The organism is Nannocystis bainbridge, from assembly GCF_028368995.1.
In the GTDB taxonomy this organism is placed as follows: Bacteria; Myxococcota_A; Polyangia; order Nannocystales; family Nannocystaceae; genus Nannocystis; species Nannocystis bainbridge.
Map to the genome: position 1 here is coordinate 534,052 of NZ_JAQNDL010000002.1, position 20,823 is coordinate 554,874.

The window sequence follows — 20,823 nt, forward strand, 5'->3', positions numbered from 1 at the left end:
TCCAAAGGGAGGAAATGCCATGACCGACGATCGCACCGGCAACGACATCGACCTCGCGCCCGCGGCCGCCGCCTCGCGCGACACGACCCAGAGCAACTGGTCGGAGACGATCAGCTTCACGCCCGCGACGGCCGCGTCGCCGCGCTGCCTCGTGGAGCTGCGCGAGCTCGTGCGAGCGGCCCACGCCGCGCGCAAGCAGGTGCGCGCGCGCGGCAGCGGCCACTCGTGGAACCCGGCGATCGTGACCGCCGATACCTCGGTGAACACCAGCCTGCTGGCCCCCAACGACGAGCACGTGTGCGGCGGGTCGGGGACCGGCAATTGCCTCGAGATCTTTCATTCGACGGTGACCGGCGCCGACGGTCGCACGTATCGGCGGATCAGCGTGCCCGCCGGCATGTGCCAGGGCGATTTCGCAAGGTTGGCGCAGCAGCTCGGCGCGCCGCTGCCGACCCAGGGTCCGGCGCCCGACATCACCCTCAGCGGCTTCGTGGCCAACGGCTGCCACGGCACCGGCTGGTCCGAGCCGACCATCGCCGAGCTGGTCTACGGCCTCGACGTGGTGGGGCCTGACGGCAGCGTGCTCAGCTTCACCGCCGATTCGAGCCCGCCGGGGTTCGAGGCGCTGGGGCTCGATCCGGCCGCGCTGATGAACGTCGTGCGCGTGAACCAGGGCGCGCTCGGGGTGCTGGCGCGCATCGTGTTCCAGCTGCCGGCCGAGCCGTTCAACCTGCGCGTCTCGAACGCGTTCGTGCCGGTGACCGACGTGTTCGACCGCGCCGATCCATCCAAGCTGCAGCGCCTGATCGAGGGCCACGATTACGTCGAGATTTTTTGGTTCCCCTACAATAATTATACGATGAAGGGGCTCACCCCGGTGCCCGCGGGGCCGGAGCAGGACACGCTGTGGGTGATGATGCTCGACCGCACGAGCGAGCCGGTCAGCGGCGACGCGACCTTCGTCGATCTGTGGAACGACGCATTCGGGGTGTTGGCCCTGGCCGGTGGGGCGATCGGCCCCGTCATCGATCGCCTGCCGCGGGTGGTGCCGGCGATGTCGAACTTCGCGCTGCACACGATGAAGTGGAAGAACCACTTCAGCGACCCGGTCGTGCTGAGCCCGCCCGACGCGTTCCTGTATCAGAAACACTACTTCCGCAGCTTCCTCGACCTCGAGTTCACGCTGCCGATGGACGGGGCGCAGGGCTTCGCCGACGTGGTTGCGGCGTTCTATCAGTTGGTCGATCGCATGGAGGCGTGGCGCAGCGGCAGCGAGGGCGACGCCGAGTACCCGATCAACCTCAACGCCCACGCGCGGTTCGTCCGCAACAGCCAGGCGACGCTGTCGCCCGCGTTCGCGCCGGCCGGCTCGTCGCAGCACACCTGCTACTTCGAGTACCTCAGCTACTCGCACGGCGATCTGACCGACCACTACCTGGCGTTCAACCGCGAGTTCTACAAGCCGGCGCACGGGCTCGGCTGGAAGAAGTGGGGCGGCCTGCCCAATTGGGGCAAGTACCTGGGGAGCGTGCCGGGCATCGACGAATACGTGCACACGATCCTGGCGGCGAAGACCGGGGCGGAGCCGAGCCGACTCGAGCAGTTCCTGGCGGTGCGCGACCGCATCGATCCGGACGGGGCGACGTTCACCAACGATTACCTGCGCGGCTTCTTCAGCGGGCAGGCGGTGGCCGGCGAGACGCGGCTGCGCGGGGCGCCTGCGGGGCGCTTTTTGGCCATGCCGGCCGTGCCGCCGCGCCGGGCGTTCCCGCTGGCCAACGTCGAACACGCGACGCCGACGCGGCCGATGCAGGCGGAGAGCATGGAGCTCTATCACGACCTGGCGGCCGGGGCGGCGTTCCTGCTCAACGAGCACGGCGAGGTCAACCTGCTGGCGCTCGAGCACGATCCTTCGACGGGGCTGCTGCACTACGTGCCGGCGTCGCCGTCGCAGCACCTGGGCTTCGAGGAGATCCTCGACCGGGTGGCGCGGTTCCATGCGCCGCTGCGGGCGGTGTGAGGACGAGTCCCGAAGGACATGTCGTAAAGGGCATGTCCTTGGGGGCTTGTGATTGGGGCTCCCGAACGACGCGAGGTGAAGTGGTTGTGGCGGCGAGCCGCGAAGCGGGCGGCTCCCGCGCGCGTGGCCGTGCGAAACTTCGCGGGTGGCGGGGCGTTCGCAAGGGCATGCCCGTCCGCGCGCTGCTCGCCCTCGTCCTGGTCTCGATCGCCTGCGGCCACGCCCGCGGCAGAGAGGTGGCAGAGACGCCCGGGCTGGCAGAGCAGCCGCAGCCGGCGGAGGTCGAGGCCGCTGCGCCAGCGCCGGAGGTCGAGGCCGCTGGGCCGGGGTCGGAGCATGCGAGCGCGCAGGTGATCACGTTCAGCGGCGACGATGCGGATCCAGAGCCGTCGACGCAGATCCGCAGCCCGCCGAAGCGGCCGCCGATCCCGAGCTTCCAGCTGTACGGCACGCGGCCGACCGACGGGCCGCGGTGAGGCGCGCGGGGCCTTCGACCTCGAAGCGATGGGCCAGTGAGCCCCCCGTTCGCGTCGGTGGCGAACGTCCAGCCAGGGAGCTTTGCCCGAGGGCGCAGGGGAGCGGCGCGTGGGCCGGTGCGCGGCCGGGGGCTCGCGGCTATGATGACGGCTCTCCTGCGCGAGCGAGCGCGCGCGCGAGGCCGAAGGAGCGACATCGTGAGCGTGTCCGTCAACCCTCCCAAGACGCCGGTGACCGCGGGCAGCAGCGGCGTGGCCGCCGCGACGGTGCCGAACGTGTGCAAGATGCCCGGGCCGCCGGCGCCGTTCGTGCCGACGCCGCTGCCCAACATCGGCAAGAGCGGCGACTCGCCGAAGGGTTATTCGCAGCAGGTCCGGATCGCCGGCAAGAAGGTGGCGATCAAGGGCGCGAGCTTCGGCTCGACCGGCGACATGGCGAGCAAGGCGACCGGCGGCGGGATCGTGTCGAACAACACGCACGGGCCGACGAAGTTCGTCGGGCCCGGATCGATGGACGTCAAGATCGAGGGCAAGAACGTGCAGCTGCTGAGCGACCCGATGCTCAACAACTGCGGACCGAGCGGGACGCCCGCGAACGCGGCGACGCTGCTCGGGGTGATCCAAACCAGCGGGATGGTGACAGCGGTGGAAGCCGGGCCGTGCCCGATCTGCGAGAAGAGCCACGGAGAGCTGAGCGAGTCGCCGCAGACGAAGCTCGACGCAGGGGGGCTGGCTGCGAGATTCGAGGCGGAGGTCCGGCCGATCATCGACGAGGTGGAGGCGCGAGGCCCGGACGACAAGCTGCCCGTGAGCACGATGCTCGGAATCGTGGCGTGCAAATGCGGGAAGAAATACGCGGACCAGTCGGCGGCGACGACCATCGAGTTCTGCAAGGCAGCCGAGGGGATGAAGCACCCGGCGGACGTGACGCTGTCGTATCGCCACGGAAGGCCGGTGCTCGACAGGGCCTATCTGGAGTCTCTCAAGACGGTGCGGGAGCGGATCGGCGCGCACCTCGGGAACTCGCCGCTCTTTCGCGAGACCTGGGAGGATGCCAGTCAGCGCGCTGCAGAGAGTGACAGGCAGCGGTCGGGGCCAGCCGCTTACCCGCCCGGCACTTGCGCAGCGCAGAAGACGCTCCTGTTGCTGATGGACGACGGCGCCCTGGCGGCGGCGATGACGGAGAAGTGGTACAGCAGCAGGAAGAGCAAGACGCAGGCGCCGATCCGGTATGTGGATGCTCGCGGCGGCGCGCGTATGGAGGTCGTCGCAAAGTTCAAGCACGGCGACACGGTGCCGCCCTGCGGGGCATGCGAGCTGCTCGTGCCGTTGCTGCTCTGCGCGGGAGGTAAGGCGGAATGCGAACACAAGAGCTAGAGCCGGAGATGGAAGCGCTGTACCGCAGCCTCGTGCCTGACTTCGAAGCGCAGGTGGTCGGGGCGACGGAAGGCGAGGTGGAACATATCGAGGCGCTCGCCGGTCGGCCCTTGCCGCGGTTCTATCGCTGGTTCTTGCTGCGCATGGGAGGCCATATGGGCCCCTTCGAGTATCCGACGATCGACTTCACGGCCAAGGCGGTGCTCGCTGCCTATTCCAAACGGCTTGTTCATCCGGATTCGCGGTTCCTGATGATTGGCCATGAGGGGGACGAGATGATGCCCCTGCACGTGTTCTACGATCTCGATTGCCTTGCACGGGACGATGCTCGCGTGACCAAGAACCACGTGCTCGGCGGCGAATTTCACCATCAGTTCGAGACCCTGCGAGAGATGTTCGCGTGGGGAAATGTCCTGGCGCTGCACGTCGAGGAGCTCGGGCAACGTTGCGTCGGCAACTTCTATGATCCCGAAGGCGATGTCCTGGCGCGCCTCGTGCCCGTCCTGACCAACCTCGGCTTCGCCAGCCCGATTGCGACCGGCTCGCATTGCGGCTTGTTTCGCGGACCGCGAGGGGCCGTGGTGACTCGCGCCACTCCCGGTCTCGAGACCGATATTCACACGTTTCGCATGGGCGCCGCCGATGCGGGCGGCCTGCGCCGGATCCTGGGCGCGATCGCTTGCGAGACGGCCCTGAAGGTCAACGTGAGAGAATGGTTCCCTCCGCTTGCGCCATAGCGCGGGCGTGAAAGGCAGAATCCTGCCGGCGCCATCTCATCCTGGCGTCATGTAAGGCCGCCGCACCGTGTGCAGACCCACCATGGAACGCTGGCCCGCGTCGCTGCGGTGGGGACGTGCATTCGCGGGCCCGGCGATGCCCGCGTTTGAGCGACGTTTGCGCGCATGTGACCTGCGGATGGTGACGGCGGTGATGGCTGCGTCCGCTGGGGCGCCGGCTTGTGTATGGTGGGGGTTGTATGTCCGCGCGCCGCCTCGCCCCGGTCCTCGTCTTGTTCGCCGCTTGTAGCCCGCCCACGGCCGGCGGGACCGACGACGCCAGCAGCGGCAGCGAGGCGACCGGCACGACGGCGCCGACGGGCACCACCACGACTTCGAGCGGCGAGCTGCCCGATCCGACTACCACCGGCACCACGGGCGACGACAGCACCACCAGCACCAGCGAGCCGCTGCCCGAGCCGCTGGCGCCGCTCGAGGGGCCGGTGCCGCTGACCGACGAGGTGGTGCGCGTGCCGACGCACCCGGTCGACGAGGACAAGCTGCTCGACCTGCGGCTGCCGGCCGACGTGGCGACCGCGCTGGCCGAGGGCTACGGCGACGTCATGCTCGCGGCGGGCGAGCCGGTGCTGCCGCGCACGCTCGACGACGCGGAGCCGCCGACGCCGGGCGCGGCGCCGAAGCTGCTGGTGCGCTTCGTCCATCTGGCCGACACCCAGCTCGCGGACGACGAGTCGCCGGCGCGGCTGGCCTCGTTCGACGAGGTCTCGGGCGGCGCGTTTCGGCCGCAGGAGGGCCACGTGTGCCGCATGCTCAACGCGGGGGTGCGCACGATCAACGCCCTGCACGTCGACGACCCGCTCGACTTCGTGCTGCTCGGCGGTGACAACACCGACAACGCCCAGACCAATGAGCTCGAGTGGTTCCTTGGGATCTTGAACGGGGCGCCGGCGGTCGAGTGCGACTCGGCGATCGACGACGATCCGCTGCCGGGGCCCGACAACGATCCGAAGGACCGGTTCGCGCCGGTGGGCCTCGACGTGCCGTGGCGGTGGGTGGCCGGCAATCATGACGTGCTGCGCCAGGGCACGTTTGGGATCCTCGACTTCAGCGAGCCGATCGGCGACGCGTCGGTCGGAGGGACCCGGGATTACGGGCAGCCGGGGGCGCCGATCGTCAAGGGCATGGTGCCGGCCGACCCGGCGCGGGCGTTCCTCACCGAGCCGGAGCAGGTCGCGTGGGTCGCGGGCGACGGCGACGGCCACGGGCTCGACGCGGCGGCGGTCGAGCTCGGGCGGGCGTTTTACACCTTCGACGTCGCGGGCACGCCGCTGCGCTTCTTCGTCCTCAACACGTCGTCGCTGAAGGGATCGAGCCAGGGGCTGATCCGGGCGGTCGACCTCGAGGCGATCATCGGGCCGACGCTCGACCAGGCGGTGGCCGACGACAAGTGGGTGATCGTGACGTCGCACCACCGCTCGGGCAGCCTCGGCGACGGCCAGGAGTTCGGCATCGGCACCAAGTACGACGACGCGCTGACGGCGGTGCAATGGCAGGAGTTCCTCGGCAGCTACGACAACGTGATCCTGCACCTTGCCGCGCACACGCACCGGCTGATGGTCGAGGCGATGCAGCCGGCCGGGGGCCACGCGTACTGGGAGATGGTGACGCCGTCGCTCAACGATTTCCCGTCGCAGATGCGGGTGCTCGAGGTGTGGGATCAGGACAACGGCGCGCTGACGATCCAGGCCCGCGCGTTCGACATGATCACCGACGACGATCCGGTGGCCGAGATGGGCCGGACGCTGGCGATCGCCGACTTCACGTCGGGCTGGGAGAACGACGGCCGCGGCACCGGGCCCGATCAGCGCAACGTGGCGCTGTGGATCGCGGCGCCGGAGTGACGGCGAGTCTGTCCTGAAGGACATGTGCCTCGTCCCGCCGGGCTTCGAGCGCTCCGCCGGTGCATCGGCGCGCGGTTCGGCCCACCTCGCTCTACCGAGGTTCGCTGGCCGCGATTGCGCGTCCGTGGCATCTTGAGCGAGAGGTCGTGATGCGAGTCCTGCACGCCATTCGCACCCCGTGGGCGCCCTATTCGCTGATGTTCGCCAACGACGGGACGCGGCTCGCGGTCGGGGGCGGGGCCTGGTACGGGGAGGGTGGGATCTCGCTCGCGCGCCTCGACAGCGGGGAGGTGGCGGTCACGCCGATGGGGCCGCAGCGCGGCTACGGGCCGCCGTCGGTCGCCGGTGTCTATTTTTCGGCCGACGATCGCTACCTGGTGGCGGTGACCCGTGGATCGAGCTTGGGGCCGGGTCCGACGATCCTGTTCGCCGTCGACGGGCTGTCGATCGGCCGCGCGGCCGCGTTCGAGCCCGCCGGACAGCGGAGGATGGGAGACCCCTGCGCGACGGGGGCGATGATGGCGGGCGAATCGACGATCGTGCGCCACTGGGCGAGCTCGGTCGAGCAGTGCATCGCCGTGCGGCGGTTCTCGCCGCGCTTCGCCTGCCGCGCCGACGATCGCCGGCATCACCTCACGCACAGCCGCGTGGTGGTGCGGCGCGGGCGGGCGCTCACCGGCGGCGGCGGCTCGCTCGCGCTGGCCGAGTGGCGCGCGGACAGCGGGTTGCGCGAGTCGGGGAGAGCCGCAGAGGGATTGATCTCGGCGCCGCTCGCCGGCGAGGGGCCGTGCGAGACCATCCCCATCGAAGGTTGTCCGCGGGTGACGGCGATCGCGGCGCTGCCGGGCGAGGACGGGTTTCTGACCGGCGGCCTGCGGGGCGAGCTCGATCGCTGGTCGTGGGCCGAGACGCTGCGACAGGAGCGGCTGGCGGTCCCGGGCGCGCCGCTCGCGAACATCGAGCCGGCGCTGCCGACGACGCCGAAGGTGCAGGAGGCTGTGGCGGCGTTGGCGTGGGCGACGTACACCCGCGACAGCGTGGTGGCGATCTGCACGCTGCACGACGAGACGCGGTGGGTCAGCGTCGACGCGGGCGGGCGGCTGCGGCTGTGGCAGGGCGCGCAGCAGCTCGGGGCGTGGACGCTGCCGGCTCCGGGCACGCCGAGGTCGCTGGCCGCCCACCCGAGCGAGCCTTGGATCGCGGTGGGCATCAAGCAGGGCGGCTTCGGCCACCCGAGCTCGCTGGTGCTGGTCCTGGAGCTCTGAGCGCCGAGGCTCGTCGGCGACGGACGACGCGGATGACATGGCGATTCGGACATGCTTATTCGAGCATGTCCGAATCGACATGGTTTCGAGGGCATGTCCTTCGGGACATTCGACGCTCGCGGCGAGAACGAGCCGAGGAGCAGGTCGTGCTGGCCCTTGGAGCTCTTGGGGCCGCCGCCGCGGGTCGCGGGCGCGACGACGGGCGTCACGCAGGATCGGTGACGCGGCCGTAGAACAGCAGCACGCCGCTCCGCACGTCGCGGATGTAGAACAGGAACGGGCGGTCGACCAGGAACGGGGTCGGGCTGGTCGGTGCGCCGCCCACGGCGATCTCGATCGCGCTGGGCGGCGAGCCGTCGGCGCCGCGCTCCTCGACGGTGAGGCGCGCCCGGTGGTGCACGGCTTCGAGCGCCAGCTTCTTCTCGCTGGCCATCGCGTCGAGCTCCGCGCGGCGGGCGTCGAACACCCGCGCGGCCCCGAGCTTGGCGACCACCGGGGCCAGGTCGAGGGTGCTGTCGAGGCTGAAGCGCGGCATTTGGAGGTCGATCGGGGCCGGCTTGGCGGCGTCGATCCAGCCCTGCAGCCGCTCGTAGTCGAAGCCCTTCTCGACGTCCTCGAGGCCGCCGCGGGTCGAGGGCAGGAGGATGATCATGCTGTACTCGCCGCCCCGGTACGGCAGCTCGAGCAAGCGCAGCTTGCCGGCCAGGCCCAAAGTGGTGGAGAGGCGCTGGACGCTGCGCATCATCGGCACCGGCTCCTTGCGTTGGTGGCCGTAGAACAGCACCGGCTCGGTCGCCTTCGGGTCGAAGGGCTCGAGCCAGTCGGCCTTGAAGGCGGCGACGTCGGTGACGAGCAGGCGGGTGGCGGCGGTCAGGGCCTCGGGGCTGAGGATCTGGTCGATCGCGGCGTCGGTCTCCTCGCGGGCCCAGCCGTTGATGTGATCGCGCGCGCCGACGAGGTCGCCGGCGAAGTCGAGCGTGCCGAGCGGCGATGCGAAGACCTTGCGGGTGAGGTCGAGGTACTCGGGCTTGAAGTCGTGGCTGCGATCGCCGAACACCCGGCTGGCGGTGACGAGGCTGACGTGAGCGCTGGGGTGATTCCAGCGAGCGGCGAGGTGGGCCAGGGCGGTGTGGACATCGCCGGTCAGGCCGTCGAGGTGGAGGACGTCGGCCAGTTCGCGCTCGGTGGCCCCGCTGGCGCCGGCGTGCAACATCGCCAGGGCGACCGAGACGCTCATGCCCGAGAAGAGCAGGTTGCCGGGCTGCTTGGCGAGCTTGCGCTGGAGGTCGATGGTGAGCTCGTTGATGCTGCGACCGAGAGCCTGCTTGAGCTCGGCGTTGTGGCCCTTGACGACCGGCGCAGGCGCGGGCTTGACCGGCTCGGAGGGCGGGGCCTCGGCGGCGAGCACGGTCCTGTCGGCGGCCGGCGTGGGGGTCGGCGGCGCGGTGGGGATGGCGGCCGGGGCGGCGACGGTGGCGAGCGGGGCGGGCTCCGAGGGCGCCGCCGTGGTGTCGCAAGCGACCAGGGCGACGCAGACGAACAAGAGGCGGGGGTCTCGCTGCGACATGAAGAAGGATGGTGCCGCAAGTCGCCGCGCACGAGCGCGCCTGCGAGGGGCTGTCGCCTGGCAGGACGGCGACGGGGGGCTGCGCGCCCAGGCGCGGGCGACAGGGCGCCAGGTCACCGGACTCAGCCGCGCGCGGCCATCGTGCGTGGGGGCGTGCAGCCTCGAAGGTCGCGATTGCGCGTGCGGCCGCCGGGCCTTTTAAACGGCCGATCGGGGCCGATCCGGGTGATCGCGCCGTGAGGACCTCGGCGTGGGATCATGGCTTTTTGGACAGGTTGAGGCGAGCGGGAAGACCTGGCCTTCTGGACATGCTGTCTCATGGGACATGTCGATCGTCGGGCCTAGAAGTGATAGTCGAGCTGATAGGGGACGCAGGCGAGGCTGTCCGGGGTGTCGACGCGGATCCAAATCTTGGCGCTGTCGTCGAGGCCGTCGCAGTCGAGCTTGGGGGCGACGGAGGTGGTGCTGCAGCAGCCCTTCTGGCCCAGGGGGGCGGTGTCGGGGGTGGCGCCGCTGCAGTTGATCGAGGTGCCGCCGCTGTTGCATTGCAGGTAGACGCAGACGCGGCCGCCGCTGCCGTTCTGCTGGACCAGGCTGCGCACGGGATCGACGTAGTTGAGGAAGGCGTCGTCGCCGGCGAAGGTGTACCAGTCGACGTCGTTTTTGCCCTTGATGGTGGCGCACACGAAGGAGCCGTCCTTGTCGTCGTCGGAGATGGTGCCGAGGTTCTGCGCGGTCTCCTGGTTCTCGTGCGGCTCCTGGCCGTAGTCCTCGCAGGCGTCGGTGACCTGCTTGCAGGGGCGGCAGGCGCCGTCGGTGTGGCAATACTGGGCGAGGCCGGGGCCGCAGGCGGTGTGCATGGCCCGGGGCGTGTGCGTGGGGACGTCGCCCTCGCAGGTGTCGTCGGTGCAGTCGTTGTCGTCGTCGGGGAGGTCGGTGGGGTCGGGCTCGACGCCGGCGACGCCGGCGTCGCAGATGAACCGCCGACAGTCGCCCTTGACCTGGTGCGGCGGATCGTCGGCGATCTCGGTCTGGAGGCCGCCCTGGCCGTCGCACACGTTCTGCTGACAGTCACCGGAGGCGCTGGGCCAGACGCTGCCCGCGGGCAATTCGGCGACGCCGCAGACGTCGCCGTCACAGGTGACCTCCTGGCAGAGGCCCGGCCAGGGACAGCTGTCGGGGCAGACGGCGGCGCCGGTGGTGGGGACGACGTCGGTGGTGGAACCGGCCGAGGTGGCGGTGTCGGTCACCGGGCCAGTCGGATCGTCGCTGAGACACGCGCCCGCGAGCGCCGTGAGGATGATGATCGCCGCCGCGTCGCTTCGCATCGCCTGGGACTCCTCGTCGTCGAGGATGCCCGGGCAGGCGAGGGAGCGCGAGGGCTACGTCGAGAGACGGTGGACGAGCGTGAGCGCGCGCGGTGCTGCGGCAAGAGATGAGCGGCGCTGGCGTCGCCGCGCCCCCGGCCGGCCGTGAGGTATCGTCACCCGCGCGGGGGCAATCGTCTGTCGGACCTCACGACTGGATTTCAGGCGTCGACCGCCAGGCGCGTTCTCGTCAGCACGGCCGGAGCGTTCAGCCTCGCGGGCCTGGTCGTGGAGCTGCTGCGGCACCTCGCCGGAGCGCGAGGCGCGATGATCTCGCTGTGGTCGCTGAGCTACGAGGGCAACATGCCGTCGTGGTACGCCAGCGTCCTGCCGCTCCTGTGCGCCGGGCTCTTGGCCTGGATCGCCGCCGGCGAGGCGAGCGACCGCTTCTACTGGCGTCTGCTCGCGTTCGGCTTCCTGGTGATCTCGGTCGACGAGGCCGTCGGCCTTCACGAGCGGCTCAGCGGCCAGTTCGACGTCGGCGGCATCCTCTACTTCGACTGGGTCATCCCCGCCGGCGCGCTGGTGGCGGCGCTGGGCGTCGCATTCCTCGGCTTCGTGCGACGCCTGGCCCCTGAGACAGCCCGCCGCTTCGTCCTCGCCGGCGCCATCTATGTCACCGGCGCGGTGCTGTTCGAGTTGCCGCTCGGCTGGTGGACCGAGCGCTACGGCGACGACAGCTTCGGCTACGCGCTCATCGACTGGTGCGAGGAGACGCTCGAGTTCGTCGGCTTGACGGCCTTCGCCTCGGCGCTCCTGGGCCGCCTGCAGGGCCGTCAGATCGCGGTCATACCTCGCTACGACGCACCGACCAGATGAAGCCGTCGTACCAGAAGTGCATGAGCGACACGACCAGCGTCACGCTCAGCGCGACGCGTTGCTCGCTCGAGTCCACCAGCTCGGCCCACACCCCGTAGGCGCCCGCAGCGAGCAGCATCGCCGCCAGCGCGACGGCGCCGCCCCAGCGCGCACGAGCGAGGCCCAGGCGCTCGCGCAGGTTGCCCCGCTCGCTCCACCACACCAGGCCGAAGTACTGCCAGGCGTGGAAGAAGTTCATGATGAAGAACGCCTCGCCGAAGCTGTTGAAGCCCCAGGTGTAGAGCGAGCAGGCGCCGGTGAACACCAGCAGGGCGACCTTCTGCGGCGAGACCTGGTAGCCGCGGCGGTGCAGTCGCACGTAGGCGAGCACGTAGACGAGCAGGTAGAGCGCGCCGCCGAAGAGCAGCGCGGGCGCCCACGAGGCCTGGTGTGCCTCGGCGAAGATGGGGATCTCGCGCACGGCCGTGGCGCCGACGTGCTCGAACGCGGCGAACGGCTCGAGGTGATCGAGCAGCGTCGCGCCGGCGAGGATCGGACCGACGTACAGCAGCAGGTTCAAGCCGAGGTCGAGGCGGCGGCCGGCGTCAGGCGGGTTGCCGCGACGCGCGTCGTAGATGCGTCCGAGCCCGAAGGTCTGCAGGCTCGAATGCACGACATCCCACCAGACCGTCAGCACGATCGCCGTCGCCAGCAGCCAGTCGGACGCGCACAGCAGGAACAACAGTACGAACGGCACGGCGACGAAGCGGCGCGGGTGGCGAGCGAAGATCTGCCGGTTCAGGTGACTGCGCACGAACACGAGCCCCAGGTGCGCGAAGATAAAACTGCCGATGAAGATGCTCGTCACGGTGCCGTGCCGGCCCCACAGCTCGAGCTCTTCGTCGGCGAGCGGCGTGCCGGAGATCGTTATCCCGAGGCCCAGCGCCAGCAGCGGCGCACCGATGAACATCACGGCGTCGTAAAACGGCCCGGCGATGAACGGCCCGCGCACCGTCGCAGTGTACCGGGCAACGACTTCGGGATCAGCTTCTCGCGCGTGTTCGGGACCACGAGCATCACCGGCCAGGCCGGAGCGTACCTGCGCGACGTCTTCTGCGGGCCGACGACCGTGCCGTCCAGCAACGCGACGTCGCTCGACAACTACGGCGTGCGGCCGATCGAGGCGCCTCCGCCAGGTCAGTGCGAGTTGTTAGCGAGCGAACGCGGCGGTCCTGGCAGCCGCAGGGGTGCCAGCTCGGCAGCTTGATCGCGGCCGCGGGCGAGCTCGGTGTAGGGGTGAGCTGTCACCAGTGCCACTTGCCCTTGCCCTTGTGCTTGTGCTTGCCCTTGTGCTTATGCTTGTGCTTGTGGATATGCACGGTCGGGACATCGATGACGATGACGCCGACATAGACCGGGCGGACCGCGAACAGCCAGCCGTAGAACGCCGGACCGCCCGTGACCACGATCGTGTCGTTCTGGACGACGATCGGGACGTCGTAGTCGTACACGATCGTGTCGTGGCCGATGACGCAGGGCGCGTAGGTCGCCTTGACCACCAGGGTGTTCGTCGTCTTGTCCGGCGCGAAGTCGATGAAGGCGACGATCAGGGCGTTGTCCTTCTCCTCCTTCGACGACGGGATCACGTGCAGCTCGAACACGATCTCGTCGTTCGGCTTCTTGACCTCGACGATCTGGATCTTGTCGAGCTTGCCGTCGCCGTCGATGTCGATGCTGTGCAGCTTCTCCTTGGGATTGTTGAGCTGCTTCTCCAGCACCTCGGCGTCCTTGACCTTACCCTTCTTGATCAAAAAGTTGATGGTCTCGAGGTCGAGCGCCTCGGGCTTGATCTGGGCCTCGACGTTCGCCTGCACATCGACGGCCGCGACCGCTGCGGGCTCGTCGGCCTGCTCCGAGACGGGTTCACCCTTGGACTTCGCCGCGATGACGGCGTCGCACGCGAAAGAGGAGGAGGTGGCGGCGACGATCAGTGCGCACAGGAAGGGCTTTGTCATGGGGGACCTCGAGCGACAGTGCCTTCGACAGGCGCCGCCCTGGTCATTCTAAACGCAGATGCGGTGGCGAAAGCGCGACGAGCGGGCTCTGCCCGAGAGGGGCGCGGAGGTCGCATCGCCCATGCCCTCGCAGCAGCCGGCTCAATGCTCGCACACGCCGCCGAGCTGCATGCAATCACCAGGCATGCACGTATTCGAGTTCGGGCCGCGGTCGAGGCCCGCGGAAGTCGGAGGGTGCAGTACATGCGCCGCACTTCGTCGTTTGCGGGTCTCCATCTTCGAGCGCAGTCGTCGTCATGCATGGCGCCTCGCGGCCCGCTCGGTCTGCTCGCGACTCGCTCGGGGCCCTCGGTCCGCAATTCCATGCAACGGGCGATTCGCTCGGCGCGATGAAGGCGACGGCACGCGGCTGTCGCCGTCCGGGGGCGCGGCTATTGCCGGGTGTGGGCGACGCCTCGCAGCTCGGCGGTGAGCGGCGGAGTGACGCCGGTCCAGGTGAGGCCGTCGGGGCTGTAGGCGATGTTGCCGCCGACGCCGACGGCGACGTGGCGCTGGCCGTCGCTGGCGACGTCGTTCAGGTTGGTCAAAAATGGCGAGGGCCGGGCGACCCAGGTGATGGCGTCGGTGGAGGCGAGGATCTGGCCGCCGCCGCCGACGGAGATCCAGCCGCCGGGGCCGTAGGTGATGCCGCGCGGGTCGGCGGCGAGGTTGAAGAGCGGGGTGTAATTCCAGTTCAGGCCGTCGCCCGAATAGGCGGACTTGATCGGGCCGAGCATGGCGAAATTGGGGGCACCGTGGCCGAGCGCGCCGTAGCGATCGCCGGTCGGGCTGCCGTCGATGCGCTGGACCCAGCCGACGCCGTCCTGCCAGTTGAAGGCGCCGAAGTTCATGGCGTCGGCCTGGTAGTTGCCGATGGCGACGAGGGTGACGCCGTCGCCGGCGAGGTCGATGAGCATGTGCTTGGGCGCGGGCAGGTCAGGCCGGGTCCAGGTGATGCCGTCGTCGGACTGGAGCGTCTCGGCGCCGGCGCTGTAGTCGCCGCCGACTGCGATGAAGCGGGTGCCGTGCCAGCGCACGGCGTAGAGGTCGCGCGAGGAGGGGCTCGAGGAGGCGCTCCACTCGACGCCGTCGTCGGAGTGGAGGATCTTGCCGGCCTGGCCGACGGCGACGTACATCTCGGCGCCGTAGGCGACGTCGTTGAGGGCGGTGGTGATGCCGGAGGTGGAGATGGTCCACTGGGCGCCGTTGGCGGAGCGCACGATGGCGCCGGCGTCGCCCACGGCGATGAAGAGGTCGACGCCCACCGGGCCGCCGGTGCCGCTGTCGCTGTCGGTGTCGCCGGCAGGCGGGAAGAAGATGCAGCCGGAGACGGCGAGGACGAACGACGCGACGACGACGCGGAACATGGCCCGGCAAAGCTAGCCGCGCGCGCCACGGGTGTCGAGGCGCGGCGCGGCGCGGCGCGGCGGCCCGCGGTGACGCGCGCCGACGCGATACCGGCGACGGATGACGTGGGTCGACGTTCGGCGCGGGGAGTGAGCGTGACGAGGCGGAGCGCGTGGCCGCACCGAGCCGGGTCGAGGACGGATGCCGAGCTCCGCGCGGAGGCTTCACGTCACGCGTCGGAGCCCTGTGCGCGGTGAGGCTTCGCGCGGACGCTCGGGTCGTGCTCCTCACTCGCGGGCCAGCTGTCCCGAAGGACATGTGGGCCCGGAGCCGCTGCGGCGGCCCTCTAGCTGGTCGCCTGCGGCAGGCGGCGGGGGCGGCGGTAGGGGGTGTTCTCCAGCGGGTTGTCGCCGACCAGCGAGGGGCCGAGGAGGTGCTCCATCAGGTTGAGCAGCTCGATGCGCTCCTCGTCGGTGCCGCGGGCGCGCGCGAGGTCGTAGAAGAAGGCCGGGATGGTGAGGGCCATGAACATGGCCACGAGGCCCAGCTTGGGGCCGGTGAGGCCGGTGAGGCCGAGCCAGGCCAGGCTGGTGGCCCACATGATCCAGAAGCTGGCCTGGCGGGCGAACGGGCCGCGGGTGAAGCGACACTGCACGGCGGTCCCCTGGGGCATCGGCACGAGCTCGGCCTCGAGGGTCATGCGGCGCATGATGGCCGGGCCGGTGTCGACCACGCCGGCGGTGACGTTCTGGCACACGCGGAACTTGCGCGCGCCGAGCTCGGCGAGGAACCGGCGGCGGCTGCGGCTGCGGGCCGGGAAGCCCTCGAGCACCTGGATGTTGGCGTCGCCGCGGAGCCGCGCCAGGACCTCGGGGGGCGCGAGGTCGACGTGGTAGGTCAGCGCTTCGGGCAGGGCGCGCAGGGGCACGTGCGCGCGAGTATTGGCGATTTCCCCGGCGCTCGCCAGCGACTCGCGGTTCGGGCGACGCGCAGCGGGCGTGCGCCCGCTCGGCGGCGGCTCAGGAGCGCGCGACGCGGGCGTTGCGGCGAGGGCCGGCGGTGACGGTGGCGGCGCGCTTCCACGGCCACCAGGCGCGGCGCGGCGGCTCGGCGGAGCGCTGGCGCCGGTCGGTCCGCGCCGGGCGCTCGGCCGCGGGGGCGCGGCTGCGCTGGTCGCTGATCCGCCACGGGCGCGGGCGGCGGGAGATCGAGAGCAGGATCCCGGTCGCGCCCATGCTGACGAGCAGCGAGGAGCCGCCGTACGACAGGAACGGCAGGGTGATGCCCTTGGCCGGGATCACGTCGAGGACGACCGAGATGTTGATCAGGGCCTGGAAGCCGAACAGGGCCGACAGGGCGACGGCGAGGTAGGTGCCGAAGCGGTCGGGGGCGCCGCGGGCGGCCACGAGCCCGCGCCAGACCAGCAGGCAGAACAGGCCGATCACGGTCCACACGCCGACCAGGCCGAGCTCCTCGGCGATGCTGGCGAGGATGAAGTCGGTGTGGTTCTCGGGCAAAAACCCGAGCTTCTGCCGGCCGGCGCCGAGCCCGAGGCCCCATGTGCCGCCCGAGCCGACGGCGATCAGCGACTGCTGGATCTGGTACGACTGCTCGCCCGAGAGGAAGTCGAGCAGGCGGCCCTTGCGGAAGCCGACGCCGACGATCTGCGACCAGGCCAGCGGCGCGGCCAGCATCATGGCGGCGACCACGTAGGTGATCCGCGTGCCGGCGACGAACAGCGCGGTGAGCGTCACGGCGCCGAGGAGGATCGTGGTGCCGAGGTCCTTCTCGAGCAGGACCAGGACCATGGTCAGCGAGGCGATCAGGAGCGGCGGGAGGAAGCCGGCCTTGAAGCGGCGCACGCGCTCGCCCTGGCGGGCCAGCATGGCCGAGAGGAACATCGCCAGGAACACCTTGGCGAGCTCGCTCGGCTGGATGTTGATGCCGGGGGCGCGGATCCACCGGCGGGCGCCGTTGACCTCGTCGCCGACGGCGAGCACGAGCAGCAGGCCCATGAGGCCGATGCCCATCAGGTGCGGGGCGAAGCGGCGGAAGATCCGGTAGTCGAGCCGCGACGTGAGGACCATGACGCCGGTGCCGAGCGCGAACAGCACGCTCTGGCGGCCGAGGAAATACTCCCAGTCGTGGTAGCGCACCCGCGCGGTGTAGACGCTGGCGCTGTAGACCATGACGAGGCCGAGGCAGGCCAGCGACATGGCGGCGAAGAACAGCCAGGGGTCCATGGCCCGCCGCTCCTCGCCCGCGTCCGCGACGAGCGACGGCGAACCCTCCTCGGGGTCGGCGACGAGGTCGCATCCCGGGTCGGGGGCCGCGGTCTCGTTGGGGGTCACGCCCAGGGCCCTCGCACAGGTGCGCGCGCGAGGCGAGTTTTCGGCGCAAACCGGGGGGCGCGCGGGCGCGCAGCGCCAGGTTGACAGCCGGGCGTGTCAACTTGACCGGAGGTCGTGCCCAAATGGCGCCGGAGCGGCCTCGGAGGGGCTTTTTGACGCTGTCGGCGGGGACTTGCGCGAGCCGGGGGGGTCGCGTCATCCTCACGGAGTCCATGCAGTTCTCGCGTCGTCCGCTCCACGGCCTGTGCGTCGTGCTCGCAGCCTCGCTGATGGCGCCGCCCGTGGCCGCCGCGCCAGCGAAGACCCAAGACGCGCCGGCCGGCACCGCCAGCTCGAGCCGGCCGATCGACGCCGACATGCCGGACGCCGGCGACGAGGCGATCCCCGACGACGCGCTCGAAGAGGGCCAGGTCGCGGCCGGCGCCCGCGCGACGTCCGGCGCGGGCCCGAAGACCGGCTCGGGCCTCTCGATGTCGCGCAAGCCCAATGTCGGCTCCGACACGCTGGCCCTGCAATTCGACGCCGAGGCGTCGGCCCGCTTCGACGAGGGCAACTACCGCGAGGCCGCCCGCATGTGGGTCAAGGCGCTCGACGTGCTGTCGGAGAACGAGTCGAACCACTCGGTCCGCTCGGCGATCCTGCTCAACGCGGTCACCGCCTACGAGCAGCTGTTCGTCGAGTCCGGCGACGTCGACATGCTCAAGCGCGGGCAGGTCATCATCGCGGACTACCTGCGCGCCTGCAAGAAGCGCTACGGGACCGCCTGCGAGCGCTACCCGGAGACGATGGACGCCCGCAAGCGCCTCGAGGAGCTGATCAAGCGCATCGAAGAGGTGCAGCCGAAGATCAAGAAGATCCCGCCCGAGATCGACACGGCGCCGGGCGGCCGGCCGTACAACCGGGCGATCACGCAGCCGTCGGCGCCGGCGTGGATGGGGGCGTCGTTCGCGGTCGGCGTGGCGCTGATCGGCGGCGGCGTGACGCTGGCCTACTGGGCCCGCACCAACCCGAAGTTCAAGGAGACGGACGCGGACGCGCTCGAGTCGCAGCTCATCCGCTTCCGCGACGAGACCGACACCGGCGGCACCGACGACACGGGGACCGACGGGACCGACGGGACCGACGGGACCGACGGCGCCCCGACGTCGGGGACGACGCAGATCGAGCTGGCCCCGAAGGTCCGCGGCGACCTGGCGACGGCCGCGGGGGTGTTCCTGGCCGTGGCCGGCCTCGGCCTCATCGTCATGGCGTCGGTCAAGCTGGCCAAGCACCGCCGGATCAACCGCGAGCGGGCGTCAGTGCTGTCGGTGTTCCCGGCGTTCACGCCCGGCGGCGGCGGGCTCGGGCTCACCGGGCGGTTCTAGGGCCTGTCCCCGCGGACAGGTGCGAGAGGGCATGTCCTGGCGGGCATGTTCTTGAGGGCAGGTGCCCGAGGGCATGTCCTCGGGGGCATGTCCTCGGAGCATGTCCTCGGAGCATGTCCTCGGAGCATGTCCTCGGAGCATGTCCTCGGAGCATGTCCTCGGAGCATGTCCTCGGAGCATGTCCTCGGAGCATGTCCTCGGAGCATGTCCTCGGAGCATGTCCTCGGAGCATGTCCTCGGAGCATGTCCTCGGGGACAGGTGCGGGGGCACCTCTGTCGCGGTGAGCAGGCTCGGCAGCAGCGGGCGGGCCGCGGCGCTCGCGGCGGGCTACCGCGCGGGGCCGCCCGGTGCTAGGGTCGCGGGTGATGGATCTGCGGACGATCAGCGAGAGCCGCTGCTTCGGCGGCGTACAGGGGACCTACAGCCACGCTTCGACATCGACCGGGACGGAGATGCGCCTGTCGGTGTTCGTGCCGGAGCAGGGCCGCTCGCGCGCGCTGCCGGCGGTGATCTTCCTGTCGGGGCTGTCGTGCACCGAGGAGAACTTCACGGTCAAGGCGGGCGCCCAGCGCTACGCGGCCGAGCTGGGGCTGATCCTGGTGGCGCCCGACACGAGCCCGCGCGGGCCGGGCGTGGCCGACGATCCCGCGTATGACCTGGGCCAGGGGGCCGGGTTTTACGTCGACGCGACGGAGTCGCCGTGGGAGCCGCATTTCCGCATGTACTCGTACGTGGCGACGGAGCTGCCGGGCCTGATCGCCGGCAACTTCCCGCTCCGCGCCGGGGCGCTCGGGATCATGGGCCACTCGATGGGCGGGCACGGGGCGCTGGTGGCGGGGCTACGCGAGCAGGCGACGTTCGGGTCGGTGTCGGCGCTGGCGCCGATCGCCACGCCGTCGCAAGTGCCGTGGGGGATCAAGGCGTTCTCGGCGTATCTGGGGCCGGAGGCGCAGCGGTGGCGCCCGTACGACGCGACGGCGCTGGTCGAGGACGGGCTCACGCGCAAGGACCCGATCCGCGTCGATCAAGGCGAGGCGGACAAGTTCCTCGGCGAGCAGCTGCGGCCGGAGGTGTTCGCGGCGGCGTGCGAGCGGGCCGGCCAGCCGGTGACGGTGCACCGGCACGCCGGCTACGACCACGGGTATTTCTTCGTGGCGACGCTGGTCGGCGAGCACCTGCGCCACCACGCCGAGCTGCTCGCGCGGCGCTGAGGCTTCGCGGCGGCGACGGGTCGTGAGGCGAGGTATCGGGGGCGCGTGCTCCGCTAGTTCGGCTCTTGACCCGATGTCGTGAGCAGGACCGCGGGCAGGCAGACTCCCGAGCACGGCTCATGACGCGATGTCGTGAGCAGGACCGCAGGCAGGCGGACTCTCGAGCACGGCCCGCGACCTCTCGGATGGCCTGGCAGATCAGGGGAACACGAGCTCGATCGCAGTCGTGCCCGGGAAATCGAGCATGGCCTCGGCGACCCGCCCCGTGCCGGACAGCGTGCCCGTGAGCTCGCACCAGCCGTCTTCGTTGGCCGCGCAGGAGCAGTCGCCGCACTCGATCAGGGTGTCGCTGGCGAACGCCTCGAGGCCCAGGAGCCCGGGCGCGACCTGCTGCTCCTCGAGGCAGGACGTGTTGTCGCAGAATTCGCCCGCGCAGGCGGCGGGGACCGCGAATTCGACGAAGTGATTGCCGGTCCACACGAGGTCGAATCGGCCGCCCGGCTCGAGCCGCACGACCTCGGCGGAGCCGCAGCCGTCGCTGCAGCCGCACGAGGACTGCATGCCGGCGCAGGTCTCACAGGCCAGGGCATCGACCCGCAAAAGCCCGGCGTCGGCCGCCGCGAGGACCACGAACGGACGATTGCCGCAGCCGTCGTCGGGCTGGAAAAACAGCGGGGTCATGCCGCCGTTGCGCAGGGTGAGCGTGACCTCCGGTCCGGCGGGGAGCGTCGAGGCGCCGCACTCGGCCGGGGTGTCGGTGGTGCCCGCGGTGCTGGTGGGATCGGCGTCGGTCGTGGGCGTGCCGGTATCGCCGGAGGTCGAGGGACCGTCCGTCGCGGTGATGGAATCCGAGGCGCTCTCGGTCGCCTGCTCTTTTTCACCGCACGCCGCGAACACGAGCCCGAAGAAGGCTGCCAGTCTGTAAAGATCAAGCTTCATGGCGGCATGTTAGGCCGAAGGGACCGCGGTGACGAGCGGCGGGAGTTT

At 70.6% G+C, this 20,823-nt stretch carries 18 protein-coding genes; 10 read left to right on the forward strand and 8 right to left on the reverse strand.

The genetic code is table 11. From position 1 onward, the window contains the following. The first annotated feature begins 19 nt into the window (after window positions 1-19). From POL25_RS19790 to POL25_RS19815, 6 genes are all read left to right on the forward strand, one after another. A complete protein-coding gene (locus POL25_RS19790; RefSeq protein WP_272087665.1) occupies window positions 20-2,020 on the forward strand; it encodes a D-arabinono-1,4-lactone oxidase in 2,001 nt (666 codons plus the stop codon). Between the two features lie 167 nt (window positions 2,021-2,187). Beyond that, complete coding sequence (locus POL25_RS19795; protein WP_272087666.1) at window positions 2,188-2,496, forward strand: hypothetical protein; 309 nt, start codon at window positions 2,188-2,190, stop codon at window positions 2,494-2,496. 231 nt (window positions 2,497-2,727) lie between these two features. Continuing rightward, a complete protein-coding gene (locus tag POL25_RS19800) occupies window positions 2,728-3,873 on the forward strand; it encodes a PAAR-like domain-containing protein (protein ID WP_272087667.1) in 1,146 nt (381 codons plus the stop codon). Window positions 3,874-3,881: 8 nt separating this feature from the next. Further along, window positions 3,882-4,610 (forward strand): SMI1/KNR4 family protein, encoded by a 729-nt coding sequence (locus POL25_RS19805; protein ID WP_272087668.1) that lies wholly within the window; start codon window positions 3,882-3,884, stop codon window positions 4,608-4,610. 239 nt (window positions 4,611-4,849) lie between these two features. Next, the gene (locus POL25_RS19810; protein ID WP_272087669.1) at window positions 4,850-6,511 is read left to right on the forward strand and encodes a metallophosphoesterase; all 1,662 of its coding nucleotides are present in this window, start codon (window positions 4,850-4,852) and stop codon (window positions 6,509-6,511) included. A gap of 149 nt (window positions 6,512-6,660) precedes the next feature. Next, entirely contained in the window at window positions 6,661-7,776 is a 1,116-nt protein-coding gene (locus POL25_RS19815) for a hypothetical protein (protein WP_272087670.1), read from the forward strand. A gap of 205 nt (window positions 7,777-7,981) precedes the next feature. Here POL25_RS19815 and POL25_RS19820 read toward each other — a convergent pair whose 3' ends face one another. After that, window positions 7,982-9,343: a serpin family protein gene (locus tag POL25_RS19820; RefSeq protein ID WP_272087671.1), complete on the reverse strand. Its 1,362-nt coding sequence runs from the start codon at window positions 9,341-9,343 to the stop codon at window positions 7,982-7,984. 341 nt (window positions 9,344-9,684) lie between these two features. Then, window positions 9,685-10,671 (reverse strand): hypothetical protein, encoded by a 987-nt coding sequence (locus POL25_RS19825; RefSeq protein WP_272087672.1) that lies wholly within the window; start codon window positions 10,669-10,671, stop codon window positions 9,685-9,687. Window positions 10,672-10,977: 306 nt separating this feature from the next. On the opposite strand from POL25_RS19825, the gene POL25_RS19830 reads away from it, so the two are divergent. Further along, window positions 10,978-11,529, forward strand: coding sequence for a DUF8692 domain-containing protein (locus POL25_RS19830; protein WP_272087673.1), 552 nt, complete (start codon window positions 10,978-10,980; stop codon window positions 11,527-11,529). Here POL25_RS19830 and POL25_RS19835 read toward each other — a convergent pair. After that, complete coding sequence (locus POL25_RS19835; RefSeq protein ID WP_272087674.1) at window positions 11,498-12,520, reverse strand: hypothetical protein; 1,023 nt, start codon at window positions 12,518-12,520, stop codon at window positions 11,498-11,500. The genes POL25_RS19830 and POL25_RS19835 overlap by 32 nt on opposite strands. A 45-nt stretch (window positions 12,521-12,565) precedes the next feature. On the opposite strand from POL25_RS19835, the gene POL25_RS19840 reads away from it, so the two are divergent. Further along, window positions 12,566-12,775 carry a hypothetical protein gene (locus POL25_RS19840; protein ID WP_272087675.1) on the forward strand — a complete coding sequence of 70 codons (210 nt, stop codon included), beginning with the start codon at window positions 12,566-12,568 and terminating at the stop codon, window positions 12,773-12,775. 37 nt (window positions 12,776-12,812) lie between these two features. On the opposite strand, the gene POL25_RS19845 is transcribed toward POL25_RS19840, so the two are convergent. The 4 genes from POL25_RS19845 to ftsW form a co-directional block, all read right to left on the reverse strand. Then, window positions 12,813-13,523, reverse strand: coding sequence for a hypothetical protein (locus POL25_RS19845; RefSeq protein ID WP_272087676.1), 711 nt, complete (start codon window positions 13,521-13,523; stop codon window positions 12,813-12,815). Between the two features lie 431 nt (window positions 13,524-13,954). Next, window positions 13,955-14,929: a hypothetical protein gene (locus POL25_RS19850; protein ID WP_272087677.1), complete on the reverse strand. Its 975-nt coding sequence runs from the start codon at window positions 14,927-14,929 to the stop codon at window positions 13,955-13,957. A 326-nt stretch (window positions 14,930-15,255) separates the two neighbouring features. Next, on the reverse strand, window positions 15,256-15,837 hold the full coding sequence (locus tag POL25_RS19855; protein ID WP_272087678.1) for a hypothetical protein: 582 nt from the start codon (window positions 15,835-15,837) through the stop codon (window positions 15,256-15,258). A 91-nt stretch (window positions 15,838-15,928) separates the two neighbouring features. After that, window positions 15,929-17,260 (reverse strand): putative lipid II flippase FtsW, encoded by a 1,332-nt coding sequence (gene ftsW, locus POL25_RS19860; RefSeq protein WP_272087679.1) that lies wholly within the window; start codon window positions 17,258-17,260, stop codon window positions 15,929-15,931. A gap of 212 nt (window positions 17,261-17,472) precedes the next feature. Between ftsW and POL25_RS19865 the strand changes: the two genes are divergently transcribed. Both POL25_RS19865 and fghA read left to right on the forward strand, forming a co-directional pair. Continuing rightward, window positions 17,473-18,624 carry a hypothetical protein gene (locus POL25_RS19865; RefSeq protein WP_272087680.1) on the forward strand — a complete coding sequence of 384 codons (1,152 nt, stop codon included), beginning with the start codon at window positions 17,473-17,475 and terminating at the stop codon, window positions 18,622-18,624. A gap of 366 nt (window positions 18,625-18,990) precedes the next feature. Then, window positions 18,991-19,836 carry an S-formylglutathione hydrolase gene (gene fghA, locus POL25_RS19870; RefSeq protein WP_272087681.1) on the forward strand — a complete coding sequence of 282 codons (846 nt, stop codon included), beginning with the start codon at window positions 18,991-18,993 and terminating at the stop codon, window positions 19,834-19,836. A 198-nt stretch (window positions 19,837-20,034) separates the two neighbouring features. Here the strand turns inward: fghA and POL25_RS19875 are convergent, their stop codons facing one another. Next, entirely contained in the window at window positions 20,035-20,775 is a 741-nt protein-coding gene (locus tag POL25_RS19875; RefSeq protein WP_272087682.1) for a hypothetical protein, read from the reverse strand. Between the last annotated feature and the right edge of the window lie 48 nt (window positions 20,776-20,823).